This is a genomic window from Clostridia bacterium (genome assembly GCA_028698525.1).
GTDB lineage: Bacteria > Bacillota > Clostridia > JAQVDB01 > JAQVDB01 > JAQVDB01.
The window spans coordinates 1-15,414 of the sequence record JAQVDB010000052.1 but is presented as its reverse complement, the minus strand read 5'-3'; the positions used below and the strand labels follow the sequence as shown (position 1 = coordinate 15,414).

General features: G+C 38.3%; 12 protein-coding genes and 1 riboswitch. Of the genes, 9 read left to right on the top strand and 3 right to left on the bottom strand.

Translation table 11 applies throughout. From position 1 onward, the window contains the following. The 7 genes from PHP06_08360 to gltA form a co-directional block, all read left to right on the top strand. On the top strand, window positions 1–1,392 hold a 1,392-nt coding region (locus PHP06_08360; GenBank protein ID MDD3840572.1), incomplete at its 5' end, for an FAD-dependent oxidoreductase. 254 nt (window positions 1,393–1,646) lie between these two features. After that, the gene (locus PHP06_08355) at window positions 1,647–2,342 is read left to right on the top strand and encodes a M23 family metallopeptidase (GenBank protein ID MDD3840571.1); all 696 of its coding nucleotides are present in this window, start codon (window positions 1,647–1,649) and stop codon (window positions 2,340–2,342) included. 60 nt (window positions 2,343–2,402) lie between these two features. Beyond that, a riboswitch (cobalamin riboswitch) is annotated at window positions 2,403–2,583 on the top strand. 105 nt (window positions 2,584–2,688) lie between these two features. Then, entirely contained in the window at window positions 2,689–4,779 is a 2,091-nt protein-coding gene (locus PHP06_08350) for a ribonucleoside triphosphate reductase (GenBank protein MDD3840570.1), read from the top strand. Then, window positions 4,776–5,456: an anaerobic ribonucleoside-triphosphate reductase activating protein gene (locus PHP06_08345; protein ID MDD3840569.1), complete on the top strand. Its 681-nt coding sequence runs from the start codon at window positions 4,776–4,778 to the stop codon at window positions 5,454–5,456. Before PHP06_08350 ends, PHP06_08345 begins: the two co-directional genes overlap by 4 nt. 157 nt (window positions 5,457–5,613) lie before the next feature. Next, entirely contained in the window at window positions 5,614–6,783 is a 1,170-nt protein-coding gene (locus PHP06_08340) for an iron-containing alcohol dehydrogenase (GenBank protein MDD3840568.1), read from the top strand. 47 nt (window positions 6,784–6,830) lie between these two features. Beyond that, window positions 6,831–7,679: a sulfide/dihydroorotate dehydrogenase-like FAD/NAD-binding protein gene (locus PHP06_08335; protein MDD3840567.1), complete on the top strand. Its 849-nt coding sequence runs from the start codon at window positions 6,831–6,833 to the stop codon at window positions 7,677–7,679. After that, a complete protein-coding gene (gene gltA / locus PHP06_08330; GenBank protein MDD3840566.1) occupies window positions 7,669–9,060 on the top strand; it encodes an NADPH-dependent glutamate synthase in 1,392 nt (463 codons plus the stop codon). Before PHP06_08335 ends, gltA begins: the two co-directional genes overlap by 11 nt. A 49-nt stretch (window positions 9,061–9,109) precedes the next feature. Here the strand turns inward: gltA and PHP06_08325 are convergent, their stop codons facing one another. The 3 genes from PHP06_08325 to nadE are packed head-to-tail and all read right to left on the bottom strand — an operon-like array spanning window position 9,110 to window position 11,689. Beyond that, window positions 9,110–9,820: a LytTR family transcriptional regulator DNA-binding domain-containing protein gene (locus PHP06_08325; GenBank protein ID MDD3840565.1), complete on the bottom strand. Its 711-nt coding sequence runs from the start codon at window positions 9,818–9,820 to the stop codon at window positions 9,110–9,112. Next, entirely contained in the window at window positions 9,792–10,835 is a 1,044-nt protein-coding gene (locus PHP06_08320) for a histidine kinase (GenBank protein ID MDD3840564.1), read from the bottom strand. Before PHP06_08320 ends, PHP06_08325 begins: the two co-directional genes overlap by 29 nt. Further along, complete coding sequence (gene nadE, locus PHP06_08315) at window positions 10,832–11,689, bottom strand: NAD(+) synthase (GenBank protein ID MDD3840563.1); 858 nt, start codon at window positions 11,687–11,689, stop codon at window positions 10,832–10,834. Before nadE ends, PHP06_08320 begins: the two co-directional genes overlap by 4 nt. 208 nt (window positions 11,690–11,897) lie before the next feature. On the opposite strand from nadE, the gene PHP06_08310 reads away from it, so the two are divergent. Further along, the gene (locus tag PHP06_08310; GenBank protein MDD3840562.1) at window positions 11,898–14,303 is read left to right on the top strand and encodes a heavy metal translocating P-type ATPase; all 2,406 of its coding nucleotides are present in this window, start codon (window positions 11,898–11,900) and stop codon (window positions 14,301–14,303) included. A 69-nt stretch (window positions 14,304–14,372) separates the two neighbouring features. Further along, entirely contained in the window at window positions 14,373–15,005 is a 633-nt protein-coding gene (locus PHP06_08305) for a cob(I)yrinic acid a,c-diamide adenosyltransferase (GenBank protein MDD3840561.1), read from the top strand. Window positions 15,006–15,414 lie beyond the last annotated feature (409 nt).

The following is a 15,414-nucleotide window of genomic DNA, read 5'->3' as shown; positions in this document are numbered from 1 at the left end:
GACTTAAAGACTTCTGATATTTATAGTGAAACATATGATAATATAATTTTGTCTCCGGGGGCGAATCCGGTGAAGCCACCTATTCCCGGTGTTGATAGTAATCGTGTATTTACTGTTAGAAATATTCCAGACATAGATGCAATAATGAATTTTATAAATCAAAATAACCCCAGGCATGCTGTAGTTGTAGGGGGAGGTTTTATAGGGTTGGAGATGGTCGAAAATTTAAAACATAGAGGAATAGATGTAACTGTGGTGGAAATGTTGAATCAGGTGTTCAAAAATATAGATTATGATATGGCGTGTATCATACACAATCATTTGATGTCCAAAGGAATAAATCTTCAATTAAACGATGGTGTGAGAGCCTTCGAAGACAAGGGAGACAGGATTGACGTCATATTGAACAGTCAAAAGACGATACAGGCAGATATGGTAGTGATGAGTATAGGCGTGAGGCCTGACATTCAACTGGCACAGGAGGCCGGTCTCAAGATAGGGAAATTAGGGGGTATAGAGGTAAACGAATATATGCAGACATCAGATCCGGATATTTATGCTGTAGGGGATGCGGTGGAAAAACAGGATATAGTTACAGACAGCTATTGTTTAGTACCTCTTGCCGGACCTGCCAACAGACAGGGCAGGATAGCTGCAAATAATATAATGGGCAAAGAAGATAAGTATAATGGAGTACAAGGTACTTCTATTATAAAAGTGTTTGATATTACCGTTGCACAAACAGGAAGCAATCAGGAGATACTTAAACAAGGAGGGAAGAAATATTTAAGCATATTCTGTGAGGCTAACTCACATGCCGGATACTATCCCGGAGCTTCGCCACTTACTATAAAATTATTGTTTTCACCCACAGGCAAGATATTAGGTGCTCAAATTGTAGGATGTGACGGGGTTGACAAGCGGATAGATGTATTGGCTTCTGCCATAAGGTTTGAAAAGACGGTATTTGATCTGCAAGAACTTGAATTGGCATATGCTCCTCCCTATTCTTCTGCTAAAGACCCGGTAAACATGGCAGGGTATATTGCATCCAATGTTATAAATGGTGAGGTGGATGTTGTACAATGGAATCAAGTGGAGGATGTAGATAGAGATGAAACTGTCCTATTGGATGTCAGAAAGCAGTATGAGAGGGAAAATGGGTTCATTGAAGGGGCGATAAATATTCCTCTTGATGAGATCAGGCAAAGGTTAGATGACATTCCCCGAGATAAAGATATAATAGTGTATTGTAAGACAGGATTAAGGTCGTATATCGCTTGTAAGATATTGCAAAATAATGGTTTCGAAAATGTAAAAAATCTCACAGGAGGTATCGATGTTTATAAAAATGTAAAACAGGCAGAAGAGAGGTTGCGTCTTCAGCAATAAGGATATGAATATTGTTAGGTTTTAGGATATAGTGGGAGAATTGCGGAGCATTTAGCCTAAATTTTATAAAATTACCTGTAGATGTGATAAATATGTTATTATTTTATAAAATAGATATATAAATAATACAAGAGGGGGAGGGTACGGCTATCAATACTACATATAGGTATAACATAAGGAGAAGGAAAAAGAGGACTAGGATAAATATTAAAAAGGTAGTATTTTTTTGTCTGCTGATTGTGGTTATAGCGCTTTTGTATCTCAATTTAAAACTCACATTTAGCCCGGAACAGGTCAGGATAGAGGATATACCTCCCGAAAAACTGGAGCTTTATTTTAAGGGACAAAAGCAATTAGGAGTTAATTGGTATTATTTTGATATGCTTGAACAGCGAGGCAAGTGCTATTTTGATGATGAGAAAAAGTTGAGGGAGATTTCCGAGGAAATAAAGGCAGGTAAAATTAACGGACTGGATGATAAAAAAGAACATTCTAAGTATAATTATATAAACAGCATATTAAAGGACAAGGAGTTCCCTATCAAGAAAGAAAATAAATATGAATACACAAATGACTGGCAGTCCCCTAGGAGCTTTGGAGGAGAAAGAACCCACGAAGGGATAGATATAATGTGCAAAAAAGGCACACCGGTAGTATCGGTATCAGATGGGAGAATACAAAAGAAGGGCTGGAACACGTTGGGAGGCTGGAGGCTGGGTGTAGTGGATAGAGATAATATGTACTATTATTATGCACATCTTGATAGGTATGCAGAAGGATTGAGAGTAGGCTCCAGAGTGAAAAAAGGACAGGTAATAGGATATGTAGGAGATACCGGATATGGTCCTGAAGGCACGTCTGGAAAGTTTGAGCCGCATTTGCATTTTGGCATGTATGAGCTGAATAAAAATCCTGTGAGTCCGTACCCATTTTTACAGATATGGGAATAAGGTCTCATTTTTTATACTACATATTGACAATGCCAATCAAATAATATACTATATATAGTGAAAAATAGATTTCCAACAGGTGACTGTGATTAAGGTTTAAAAGGGAAAACGGTGAGAATCCGTTGCAGCCCCCGCTACTGTATGTGGGAATGCCCGGCTGATATGCCACTGTATGGACGGGAAGGCAGCCGGAGGCATATGACCCCAAGCCAGGAGACCTGCCTGTTAAGGAATTTGATAACCTATTCTTTCGGTGGGAAAGGATTGGCTGTGTAGTCGTTTCGCGACTAAAGCCTGATCGTTTGATTAGGCTTTTTTTTATCAATTATCTGAAAGGGGATAACAAATGATCGAGTTTATAAGAAAAAGGGATGGAAGAATAGAAGAGTTTGAGCAGAAAAAGATAACAGATGCTATCTTTAAGGCTGCCATTGCATGTGGAGGCGAGGATTATCAAAGGGCTGAATTTTTGTGTGATCAGGTGGTGGATATTGTCCGAATCACCTTTGACGCAAAGATACCTTCTGTTGAAGATATACAGGACATAGTGGAAAAAGTGCTGATTGAAAATGGACATGCTCAAACTTCCAAGGCCTATATATTGTATCGTGAAAAGAGAAAGAGTGCCAGAGAATTAAATGCCTTGATAGGTGCAACTATAGATATGTTTTCGGATTATTTGAAGGACAGGGATTGGCAGATACAGGAGAATGCCAATACCCAGAGGAGCGTGAATGGCCTCAATAACTACGTACGGGAAGTATTTACTAAGAAATATTGGTTGTATGAAGTTTATCCTGAAGAGGTAAAAAAGGCCCATGAAAACGGGGATTTTCATATACATGATTTAGGTTTTTTCGGTCCTTATTGTGCGGGGTGGGATTTAAGACAGCTTTTGATGGAAGGATTCGGAGGGGTGAGCGGTAAGCTGGAAAGCAAACCTGCCAAACATTTGCGTTCATTTTTAGGACAGATAGTAAACTCTACTTTTACAACCCAGGGAGAGACGGCAGGGGCCCAAGCATGGTCGGGGTTTGATACATATTGTGCACCATTCATCAGGTATGATGGATTGAATTATGATCAGGTAAAACAATGCTTGCAAGAGTTTGTTTTCAATATAAATGTTCCTACTAGGGTAGGCTTTCAGTGTCCTTTTTCCAATCTGACCTTTGATATAAAGGTGCCGGACATGATGAAGGATGAACCGGTAATATTGGGTGGAAACATGATGCAGGATGTATATGGGGATTTCCAAAAAGAGATGGATATATTCAATAAGGCATTTTGCGAAGTGATGCTGGAAGGGGATGCACGGGGCAGGGTGTTTACATTTCCTATACCTACTATAAATATTACAAAGGATTTTGAGTGGGATAACCCTGTGGTGGATGCTTTTATGGAGATAACCTGCAAATATGGTATACCTTATTTTTCAAACTACATAAATTCTGACCTATCACCTGAAGATGCTCTTTCTATGTGCTGTCGGCTCAGACTGGATACTTCCAAGCTCAGGAAAAGAGGGGGAGGGCTGTTTGGCAGCAACCCAATGACAGGCTCCATAGGTGTTGTTACCATAAATTTACCTAGGATAGGTTATCTTTCTTCTACAAAGGATGAGTTTAAGCAGAGACTTAAAAAACTTGTATATACTGCAAAAACCTCACTGGAAATAAAGAGAAAGATTATTGAAGAGCAATCCCAAAAGGGACTTTATCCTTATTCAGCTCACTATCTGAGGGATGTGAAAAAAGCCTCAGGAGAATATTGGTACAATCATTTTAATACCATAGGTATAGTAGGTATGAATGAAGCGTTGGAAAACTTTATGGGTAAAGATATTGCAAGTCCGGAAGGACAGCAGTTTGCAATAGAGATAATGAATTATCTGACAGATATAATGTCTGAAATACAAAATGAAACAGGGCATTTTTATAATTTAGAGGCCAGTCCTGCAGAAGGCGCGGCATATAGATTAGCGTTGATTGATCGGAAAAAATATAAGGATATAATTGCAGCAGGTGGTGAAACACCTTATTATACCAACTCTACCCAGCTGCCTGCCGGATATACGGATGATATATTTGAGGTGCTGGAATTGCAGGACGAGCTTCAATCTCTTTATACAGGCGGAACAGTGCTCCACTTATATCTGGGGGAGAGAATAGACGATATACAGGTGTGCAAATCTTTGATAAAAAAGATATTTACAAATTATAAGCTGCCTTATATTTCTATAACCCCTACTTTTAGTGTATGTGAGACTCACGGGTACTTAAAAGGTGAGCACTTTAAATGTCCAGAGTGTGGGCAGGATGCAGAAGTGTGGTCCAGGGTGACCGGGTATTTAAGGCCGGTATCTAACTATAATAATGGGAAAAAGCAGGAATATATTGAAAGGAAAAAGTTTGTTTTAAATGAGAGGATATCATGAATATAGCCGGTATACACAAAAATTCGTTTGTAGACTATCCTGGAAAGATAGCCTCAGTTGTCTTTACGCCGGGATGTAATATGGATTGTTTTTATTGCCATAACAGGCATATATTATCCCAAAATGCTGCTTCGGTATGGGATACGGATAAATTTTTGGAGTTTATCAGCCAGAGGAAAAAGTTGCTTGATGCTGTAGTGATAAGCGGTGGGGAGCCCACACTTCAGAAAGATCTGGAGCAATTTATCAGCAGTATCAAGGATATGGGGTATGCGGTTAAACTGGATACTAACGGGAGCAATCCTGAATATTTGCACTATCTTTTAACAGCTGATCTATTGGATTATGTGGCTATGGATGTAAAAGCACCTTTCGAAAGATATTCAGAGATTTGTGGTATAGATGTGGATACAGATAAAATAAAACGAAGTATAAGGATGATCATGGAATCCGATATAGCCTATGAATTTAGGACAACTTTTGTATCCTGTCTCCAGCAAAGTGATATATTTAAAATAATAGAATATATCCAAGGGGCGGATTTATATGCTCTTCAGCAGTTCAAAAATCCTCTTGGCAGCAAAATTTTATGTAAACCCCACAGCGGTGATTATATAAGGCGTACCTGCGACAAAGCAAAAAGATATGTAAAACAATGTATTGTTAGGGGAGTTTAAAATGATGTGCTAAAAAATTTGGCACATCATTTTTGTATATGAGAGCGTAAAAAGTGCATATTAAATAATGAATAATGTATAATAAGCGAAAAGTGTTTGTTAAATAATTAACATGAACTATAATTATAATTGCAAACTAAATAAAGGAGATGATCATATGGCACGATTTACATTACCGAGAGATATATATTTTGGAAAAGGTGCAATGCAAGAAATAAAAAATTTAAAAGGTTGTAAAAAAGCCATAATAGTTACAGGCGGTTCATCTATGCAGAGGTTTGGATTTCTGGACAAACTGGAAGATATACTAAAAGAAACAGGACTGGAAGTGGAGAGGTTTGAAGGTGTGGAGCCTGATCCATCAGTAGAGACTGTTATGGCAGGCGCCAAGAAGATGCAGCAATTTGAACCTGATGTTATAGTTGCCATAGGCGGGGGATCTCCGATAGATGCGGCAAAGGCTATGTGGGTATTCTACGAGTATCCCGAGCTTGAATTTGACGACATAAAAACGCCGTTTTCAATGCCAAAGTTGAGGAATAAGGCTACTTTTGTAGCAATACCATCGACTAGCGGTACCGCTACAGAAGTTACAGCTTTTTCAGTAATTACTGATTACTCTAAAAAGATTAAATATCCGCTGGCAGATTTTGAGATAACACCGGATATAGCTATTTTGGATACTGATATTCCTATGACAATGCCCAAAAAACTGGTAGCACATACAGGGATGGATGCTCTCACACATGCAATAGAAGCTTATGTAGCTTCGGCAAGCTCTGATTTTAGTGACCCACTGGCTATAAAGGCAATAAAGATGTGCGTTGAATATCTGATAGACTCCTATAATGGAGATGAACAGGCAAGAGGTCAAATGCATATAGCTCAATGTTTAGCAGGCATGGCTTTCAGCAATGCTTTACTGGGTATCACACACAGTCTTGCCCATAAAATAGGTGCACAGTTTGACATACCCCATGGATGCTGTAATGCTATACTGCTTCCCTATGTTATAAAATTCAATTCAAAGGTATGCATGAAGGAATATGCTGAGATAGCCAGGGAATTGGGATTGGAAGGAGCTACAGATAAACAATTAGTGGATTCATTGATTCAAAAGGTTGACCAAATGAACCAAAAACTTGATATAGCAGCTACACTCAAACAATATGGGGTAACTAAAGAAAAATTGGATGCCAGCATAGACTATATAGCAGAAAATGCTGTACTGGATCCTTGCACAGGCTCAAACCCTAGAAAGACATCGACACAAGACATGAAAAATATATTAGAATGTGCATTTGAAGGAAATCCAGTGAACTTTTAAAATATACAATAAAAATTAAAGCTTTGAACATGTAAAGGACTGATAAAATGTATAAGATCGTTAAAAAAACAAAATTGAATTCCTTGGTGTATTCAATGGATATAGAGGCTCCTTATGTTGCGAGGAGTTGTCAGCCCGGCCAGTTTATAATACTGAGGGTGGACGAAAAAGGGGAGAGAATTCCTTTGACAATTGCTGATTATGATAGGGAGGCAAACACGATAACTATCATATTTCAAGTGGTAGGGTATAGTACCAGAAAACTCAGCAATAAAAACCAAGGTGATACAATACAGGATTTTGTTGGACCTTTAGGAAAACCTGCTCCATTAAAGAAGTGCAAGAGAGTGATCGGGATAGGAGGAGGGGTTGGAATAGCCCCTTTATACCCGCAGCTGAAGAAATTACATGAAATGGGAGCAGAGGTACACGCTATACTAGGTGGTAGAAGTGAGGAGTTCGTTATATTTGAAGAGGAATTCAGCAAATTTGCCCAGGTATATGTGACTACTGACGACGGCAGCAAAGGGAGAAAAGGCAATGTTGTTCAGCAGTTAAAAGAGTTGGTAGATGAGTATGAATATGATTGTGCAATAGCAATAGGGCCACTTATAATGATGAAGGTGGTAGTGGACTTTACTAAACAAGCAGGCATACCTACAAATGTATCTTTAAACCCAATAATGATCGATGGAACGGGTATGTGTGGAGGATGCAGGGTTACTGTAGGGGGAGAAACTAAGTTCGCCTGTGTGGATGGCCCGGACTTTGACGGATTTTTGGTAGATTTTGACGAGGCTATGAGGAGACAGGGCATGTATAAAGATAATGAGAGACTTGCCGATAAAGACCATAAATGCAAGCTAGGATTAGGGGGAAAAGACAATGAAAAATAAAGACAGAGTAAAGATGAATGAGCAAGATCCCCAGAAGAGAAATAAAAATTTTGATGAGGTGGCTCTCGGGTATACACCGGAGCAGGCAATCCAAGAAGCAAAACGTTGTTTAAACTGCAAAAAACCCAGGTGTGTGGAAGGTTGTCCTGTAAATGTAAACATACCTGATTTTATACAAAAGATTGCACAAGGTGAATTTGATGAGGCATATCAAATTATTTATGGGCAAAATGCTTTGCCGGCCATATGTGGCAGGGTATGTCCCCAGGAAAGCCAGTGTGAAGGAAAATGTATACTGGGTATAAAGGGGGAACCTATTGCCATAGGAGCTTTAGAGAGATTTGCTGCGGATTACGCCATGAACAAAGCTGATAAAGCTCAAAAAGAACAAAACAAAGATACAAAATCCAATAAAAAAATAGCAGTCATAGGTTCTGGACCTGCAGGTCTTACTTGTGCAGGGGAACTTGCCAGGAATGGATACAATGTCACTGTATTTGAGGCATTGCATGAGGCTGGAGGAGTATTGATGTATGGTATTCCCGAATTCAGGTTGCCTAAAAAATTGGTAGGGCAAGAAATAGCAAAACTGGAAGAGATGGGTGTTGATATACAGACCAACGTGGTGGTAGGTCGTTCCATCACTATAGATGAATTGATAAAACAAGGATATGAAGCAATTTTTGTAGGCACAGGTGCCGGGCTTCCTAAATTTATGAATTTACCCGGTGAAAACTTAAATGGCGTTTATTCTGCTAATGAATTTCTCACTAGAAATAATTTGATGAAGGCCTATGATTTTCCCGAAAATCCAACACCTATATATACGGGGAAAAAGACCGCTGTCATAGGTGGGGGAAACGTTGCAATGGATTCAGCAAGAACTGCAAAGAGGTTAGGAGCAGAGCATGTATACATCATATATAGAAGAAGTGAGAATGAGATGCCTGCAAGACATGCGGAGATAGAGCATGCAAAAGAAGAAGGAATAGAATTCAGGCTGCTTACCAATCCGGTAGAGATAATAGGTGATGGTGGATGGGTAAGAGCTATCAAGTGCATAGAGATGGAACTGGGCGAGCCGGATGAGTCCGGTCGAAGAAGACCTGTAGAGAAACCCGGTTCGGAGTTCATACTGGATGTAGATACAGTTATTATAGCGATAGGACAATCTCCCAATCCACTGATCCGTCAGACAACCGAGGGATTAAAGGTGGAAAATTGGGGAGGTATAATAATAGAAGAGGATACCATGGCTACTTCACGAGAGAGAGTTTATGCAGGTGGAGATGCAGTAACCGGTGCGGCTACAGTTATTTCTGCCATGGGTGCAGGTAAAAAGGCTGCACATTCTATAATGGATTTTTTATCAAATAAATAAGCCCCTTCCACGCCTCATTGCCGGCATTAAATTCGGCTTTGAGGCGTTTTTATATACCTAACATCTCTTTAAACTTTTTCATGTAGCTCCTGCTCACAGGAACCTCATCTTTTTCATATTTCTCCATTACCAGTAAATAAGTATAGTTGAACCAGGGTACTATCTGTTTTATATGATTTATATTTACAATATAGCTTTTATGTGTTCGTATAAATGTATTGCTATCCAATTTATTTTCCAGATTTGCTAATGTGAGTGAAGTAGTGAATTCACCCTTTAGGGATTTGACTATTACTTTATTTGTACCGGTAGAACAATAAACTATCTGATCAGGCGTGAGCAGATGCATCCTGTCTTTATCCCATACGCTTATTACATTAGCTCGGGGACGTGGTTTAATCATGGATTTTAATCTTTCTATAGTTTGAAGAATTCGATAATCATCAAAGGGTTTTAATATATAATCCACTGCATTTAAGTCGAATGCGTTAACCGCATAATTATCATAGGCAGTTGCGAATACTATGTGGATATCTTTATATATTTTTTTTATTTCATTCGCAAGATCTATGCCATTTTTACTACCTAAATGAATATCTAAAAAAGCCACATCAGGACGTTCGCTAGCTATGACATTCAAACAATCCTCTGCATTATATGCTACGCCACATATTTCAAAATCGCTGTATTGTTGGATCAGATATTTTAATTCTTGTACTGCGTGTTTTTCATCATCCACTATAACTACTCTTAACGGCATCTGCTTTCCTCCTTTTACGTATAGGGATTTTGATTATGACTGATGTGCCTTTATCAATTTCAGATTGTATATCAAGCCCGTATTGTATGCCGTATATTTCCTTGAGTCGGTTGTTAACATTGGACAACCCTATCTTATCTTGCGATTGATTGTTTTTCAACACTTTTTGTATTTCTTGTTCAGGCATTCCACATCCATTATCCGATATTATAATTTTAAAAAAATTATTTTGTTTTTTTACGGATATTTTTATCAATCCATCTTTTTTGTCTACCAATCCATGCTTTATAGAGTTTTCAACTATAGGCTGTATTGTAAATGGAGGTATAGGCATTCTTATATTCTTATCCACATCTATTTCTACTTTAAAATTATCCCCAAATCTTGCTTTTTCAATCTCCATATAGCTAGAGATGCTATCCAATTCCTTATGGATGTCCACCAGGTCTGGAGAAGTCCTTATAGTCGAACGTAGATAACTTGCAAGATGCAAAATCAACCTGCGAGCTTTGAGAGGTTCAGTTCTGCATAATGAAGATATTGTATTTAGTGCATTAAATAAAAAATGCGGATTTATTTGCGCCTGTAATGTTTTGAGCTCTGTTTTTGCTCTCAACATTGACTGATAATTGTCCATATTTGCTTTCAGATGTGATTCTATAAATTTTGCTATCCCGGCGGTTAATTGCTTTTCATCATCAGTTATGCTTTGTCCTATCTTTTTATAAAAAATCAGTTCCAGCTGTGTGTTTATTTGTCCGGATAATACAGTTCGGATAGAAGGATAGCTCATGTTCGGAGAAGATAAAACATTTGTATCGCCGAAATGTGTAATTATCTTTTTATCACTTCTCAATACAATAGCATTGAAGTCGGTGAGGGCATACAATGCCGCTAATACTCTTCGACAATCATCCTTTCGCTTAAAGTCTGATTGTAAAAGGGGCAATAGATGACAGCATATATCAAAAGCGTAGGATATGTTGTTTTGGTTTTTTTCTTCTATATCTTTCATATATGTTCCCCTGATACCCTTCTATATTTTACATGTGTCAATATATCATATATTTTTTTAACTTTTTGCTGGCTTTCGTCACACACGGGATATCCATTTTCTATCTTCATCAATATCCTATCGATATCCTGATAGCTTATTCCTAGAGAAAATTCATCAGTTATTCCTGGGGCTACATCAGGACTTGGTTTTTTGTCGATAATCTTTTTAGGGATGTGGAGCTTTTCTGCCAGCTGATATACTTCTGTTTTATATAAATGCAGTATAGGCTCTATATCAGATGCTGCATCACCCCATTTTACATAGTATCCTACCCTATATTCTGTCTTATTTGTAGCACCTACTACAGCATATCCTCTTTTTTCCGCTTCAAAGTAAAGCATACACATTCTTATCCTGTTTTTCATCCTATAATAAGCCAGATCCACCAAGAAGTCCTTATCACCGGTGGTAGTTAAATCCTTAATATATGAGTCTTCACCTTGAGACTTCCATATGTTTCTGGCATAATTTTTCTGAACTTTTTTAGGGAATATAAATGCAGGAGGTTTTAGGCTGTAAACTCCCGCCTTCCTCAACAATCCGGTGATATTAATAACTTTATAATCTATACCTAAAAAATCACATACCAGTATCGAATCTTGCAGAGTGTCGGGGGAAGAATCCCGTTCAGGAAGAAGAACACCCAATACTTTCTCTTTTCCTATGGCATCCACTACCAATTTACCTGCTACTGCAGAATCTACACCTCCACTTATACCTATTATTGCACCATTAAAACAATACTTATCAAAAAAGGCTTTTATAAAATTGATTATATTGTCAATCATATTATCAGTCGTGCTGTCGGTCATACTATATCTCTCTCCCTGTATATTTTTATTCATAATTATTATATACTAAAAAAGTAATAATAGAGCATATATTGTTGTTTTTTATGGATAATTAAACTCTTAAGAGAAAATATTCAAGTTTTGATAATGATTGATGTGGGTAAGTTATTTATATAGTATAATAATGTGAGATAGATTTACTGTTCACACTGCAAGGAGTGATATTTAATTGGCTGAAGACAAAGTTATACTAAAAGTCTCAGGGATGAGCTGTGCTGCTTGTGCTGCTAGCATAGAAAAGGCTTTAAATGCAACGGATGGGGTGAATAATGCGTCAATAAACTTTGCAGCAGCTGTTGCGGTTGTAGAGTATGATAAGGATAAATTGGACGTTGATAGGATAATAAACAAGATAAGGGATGTAGGATATGATGCTAAGTTAAAGGATCAGGATATTTTAAAGGAACAAGATACCGGGAAAAGCGAGATAGATAAGTTGAGAATTTTGTTGGTTATATCCATAGTTCTATCATTTCCGCTGTTGTTAGGAATGATAGTAGGGATGGCAGGTAAGGAAAATACCTTTTTAGCAAACGGTTATTTTCAATTGGCAGTTTCAACACCTGTACAATTTATCATAGGGTACCGGTTTTATAAAGGGGCTTATAAGTCGCTAAAGGGTGGAAGCGCAAATATGGATGTATTGGTGGCTATGGGTACCAGCGCAGCTTATTTTTACAGTATTTATAATCTGATTATAGGTGATAACCACTATTATTTTGAGACTTCGGCAGTGCTTATAACCCTTATATTGCTGGGTAAATACCTTGAAGCAATAGCTAAAGGTAAGACCAGCGAGGCCATACAAAAACTTATGCAGCTTCAGCCTGATACTGCAACTGTAGTCAGGGAAGGAAAGCAAGTGATAGTGCCTATAGAGGAGGTAGAAATAGGGGATATTATCGTTGTCCGACCGGGGGAAAGGATACCGGTGGATGGTGTGATAGTGGAAGGATATTCCAGTGTAGATGAATCTATGCTCACAGGTGAGAGTATACCTGTGGATAAAGAGAAAGGTGATGAGGTGACAGGTGCTACCGTTAACAGACATGGTTCCTTTAAGTTCAGAGCTGAAAAAATAGGAAGAGATACGGTACTGGCAAGTATAATAAGGATGGTGGAGACAGCCCAGGGAACTAAGGCACCTATACAGAGATTGGCGGATAGTATATCAGGCATATTTGTACCTATTGTAGTGGCGATAGCCGTCATAACTTTTATCATATGGACTGTGTTTTTTAGGGACTTTACATCTGGATTGCTCTCTGCTGTAGCTGTTCTAGTTGTGGCCTGTCCTTGCGCTTTAGGTCTTGCTACCCCAACAGCGATAATGGTGGGTACCGGAAAAGGAGCCGAGCAGGGCATTCTGATAAAAGGAGGGGAACATCTTGAGAGGGCACATAGAGTGGACACTATTGTGCTGGATAAGACAGGCACTATAACAAAAGGTGAACTTCAGGTTACAGATGTGATTCCTTTGGATGGGTACCAACAGATAGAGGTATTAAGCTGGGCGGCAGCCGCTGAAAAGGTTTCTGAACACCCTATAGGGGAGGCTATAGTTAAAAGCGCACAGCAAAAGGGGATAGAAATCCGAGATGCTGAACAATTTGAGGCGGTACCTGGTTACGGAATACGTGCCATAATAGAAGGTAAAACCATTCTAGTAGGTAGCAAAAGATTCATTGAAGGGGAAGGTGTGGATGTATCCCAAGTAGTTGATAATGTAGAATCCCTACAAGCTCAGGGTAAAACAATAATGGTGATAGCTGCAGACGGTGATGCTATGGGAGTGATTGGGGTGCAGGATACTATAAGAGAGTCTTCTAGCAAAGCGGTGGAACTGCTTAAAGATATGGATATAGAAGTATATATGATAACAGGGGACAATCGAAGAACTGCACATGCTATAGCCCAACAAACCGGCATAAGTAATGTATTAGCGGAAGTTCTTCCTGATAACAAAGCTGAACAGGTGATAGAGCTTAAGGATAAAGGTCGGGTAGTCGGTATGGTGGGGGATGGTATAAATGATGCACCGGCTCTAGCTTCTGCTGATACAGCGGTGGCCATAGGGGCAGGGGCAGATGTGGCGGTGGAAACCGCTGATATTGTATTGATGCATGGAGATCTTCTAGATCTTGTGACCGCTATAAAACTCAGCAGGTCTACCATGAGAGTTATAAAACAGAATTTGTTTTGGGCATTCATATACAATATAATCGGCATACCGATAGCGGCTATGGGAAGGCTAAATCCCATGATAGCAGGGGCTGCAATGGCCTTTAGTTCTGTCTCGGTTGTAAGTAATTCGTTGAGGTTGAAGAGATTTAAGCCGGAAATACTGGATAGGAGGGATAAAGGAATGAAACAGCAGCATATTTTTAAAGTTCCTGATATGAGTTGTCAGCACTGTGCAAAAACAATAAGAGAATCTCTTGAAAAAATAAGTGAGGTGCAAGATATAGATATAGATGTAGAAAACAAAGTCGTAGCGGTAACAGGAGATGTATCAGAGGATGAAGTGATAAGTGCTGTTAAACAGGTAGGGTATCAGGTGGAAATGGGTTCATAAGCAGGTATTGATAGAATCGCCTTATTTGCGTTGTATAGATTTTAGATATCGTATATTCAAATGGGATAAATGGATGTTCAGCCTCCATTCAGAGCTGGTACATCTTTATCAGTGATGATCTCATGTTATGGTTGTAGATATAATATAAGAGGTGAGGTTATAATTTTGCCTATGGAGAAGGGATATGTTCAAATTTATACAGGAGATGGTAAAGGTAAGACTACAGCTGCTTTAGGACTTGCAATGCGTGCTGTAGGGAATGGTCTTAAAGTCCTGATGTATCAGTTTTTAAAGGGTACTCCTTCAGGCGAATTGGTGGCTGCTCAAAAGTTATATCCTAATTTTGAAATAAAAAGGATAGGGCAGACAGATAAGTTTGTGTGGCAGATGGAACAAGAGCAGAGATTAGAGATAAGCAGGAGACTGGGGACTGTATATGGTGAAATATTAGAGATAGTTGCCAGCAGTCGATATGACATAATAATACTTGACGAGATAATGGGTGCCATTCACGCAGGTTTTTTTAACGAAAGCCAGGTGTGCCGAATCATTGAAAATAAAAACGATAAAGTAGAGCTGATATTGACGGGACGCAGCGTACCTGAAAAGGTTGGGGATATGGCTGATCTCATCACAGAGATGGTCCCTATCAAACATTATATGGATAAAGGAATAAGGGCAAGATTGGGGATAGAATATTAAAAGCGATGGTTTTATACTATCGCTTTTTCTTTTTTAAAAGATATCATATTTAAACATATGGACAAATATATATTTATAAAATGACTGTAAAAGTTAGGTTATTAAAACATTTTAGGACCAGATATATCATTTTTTCCCTTTTTTTGGATTTAAAAAAAGGGGATTTATACTATATGTAGAATATATATTATAAACATACTTAATAAACTTAACAAACTTAAAGGTCTCTTTTACCATTTTAAAGCAATATACTAATCAATCATATAAAATAACTTTCCAACAAAATATTTACAAATCTATTAATAACTGCTTATAAAAATAGTTATCATGAAATGTCCCAAATATTAATGATCCTATCATGAGTAACAGGGCGACAATCCCTTTATATCAAAGACTTTAAAATACTTAA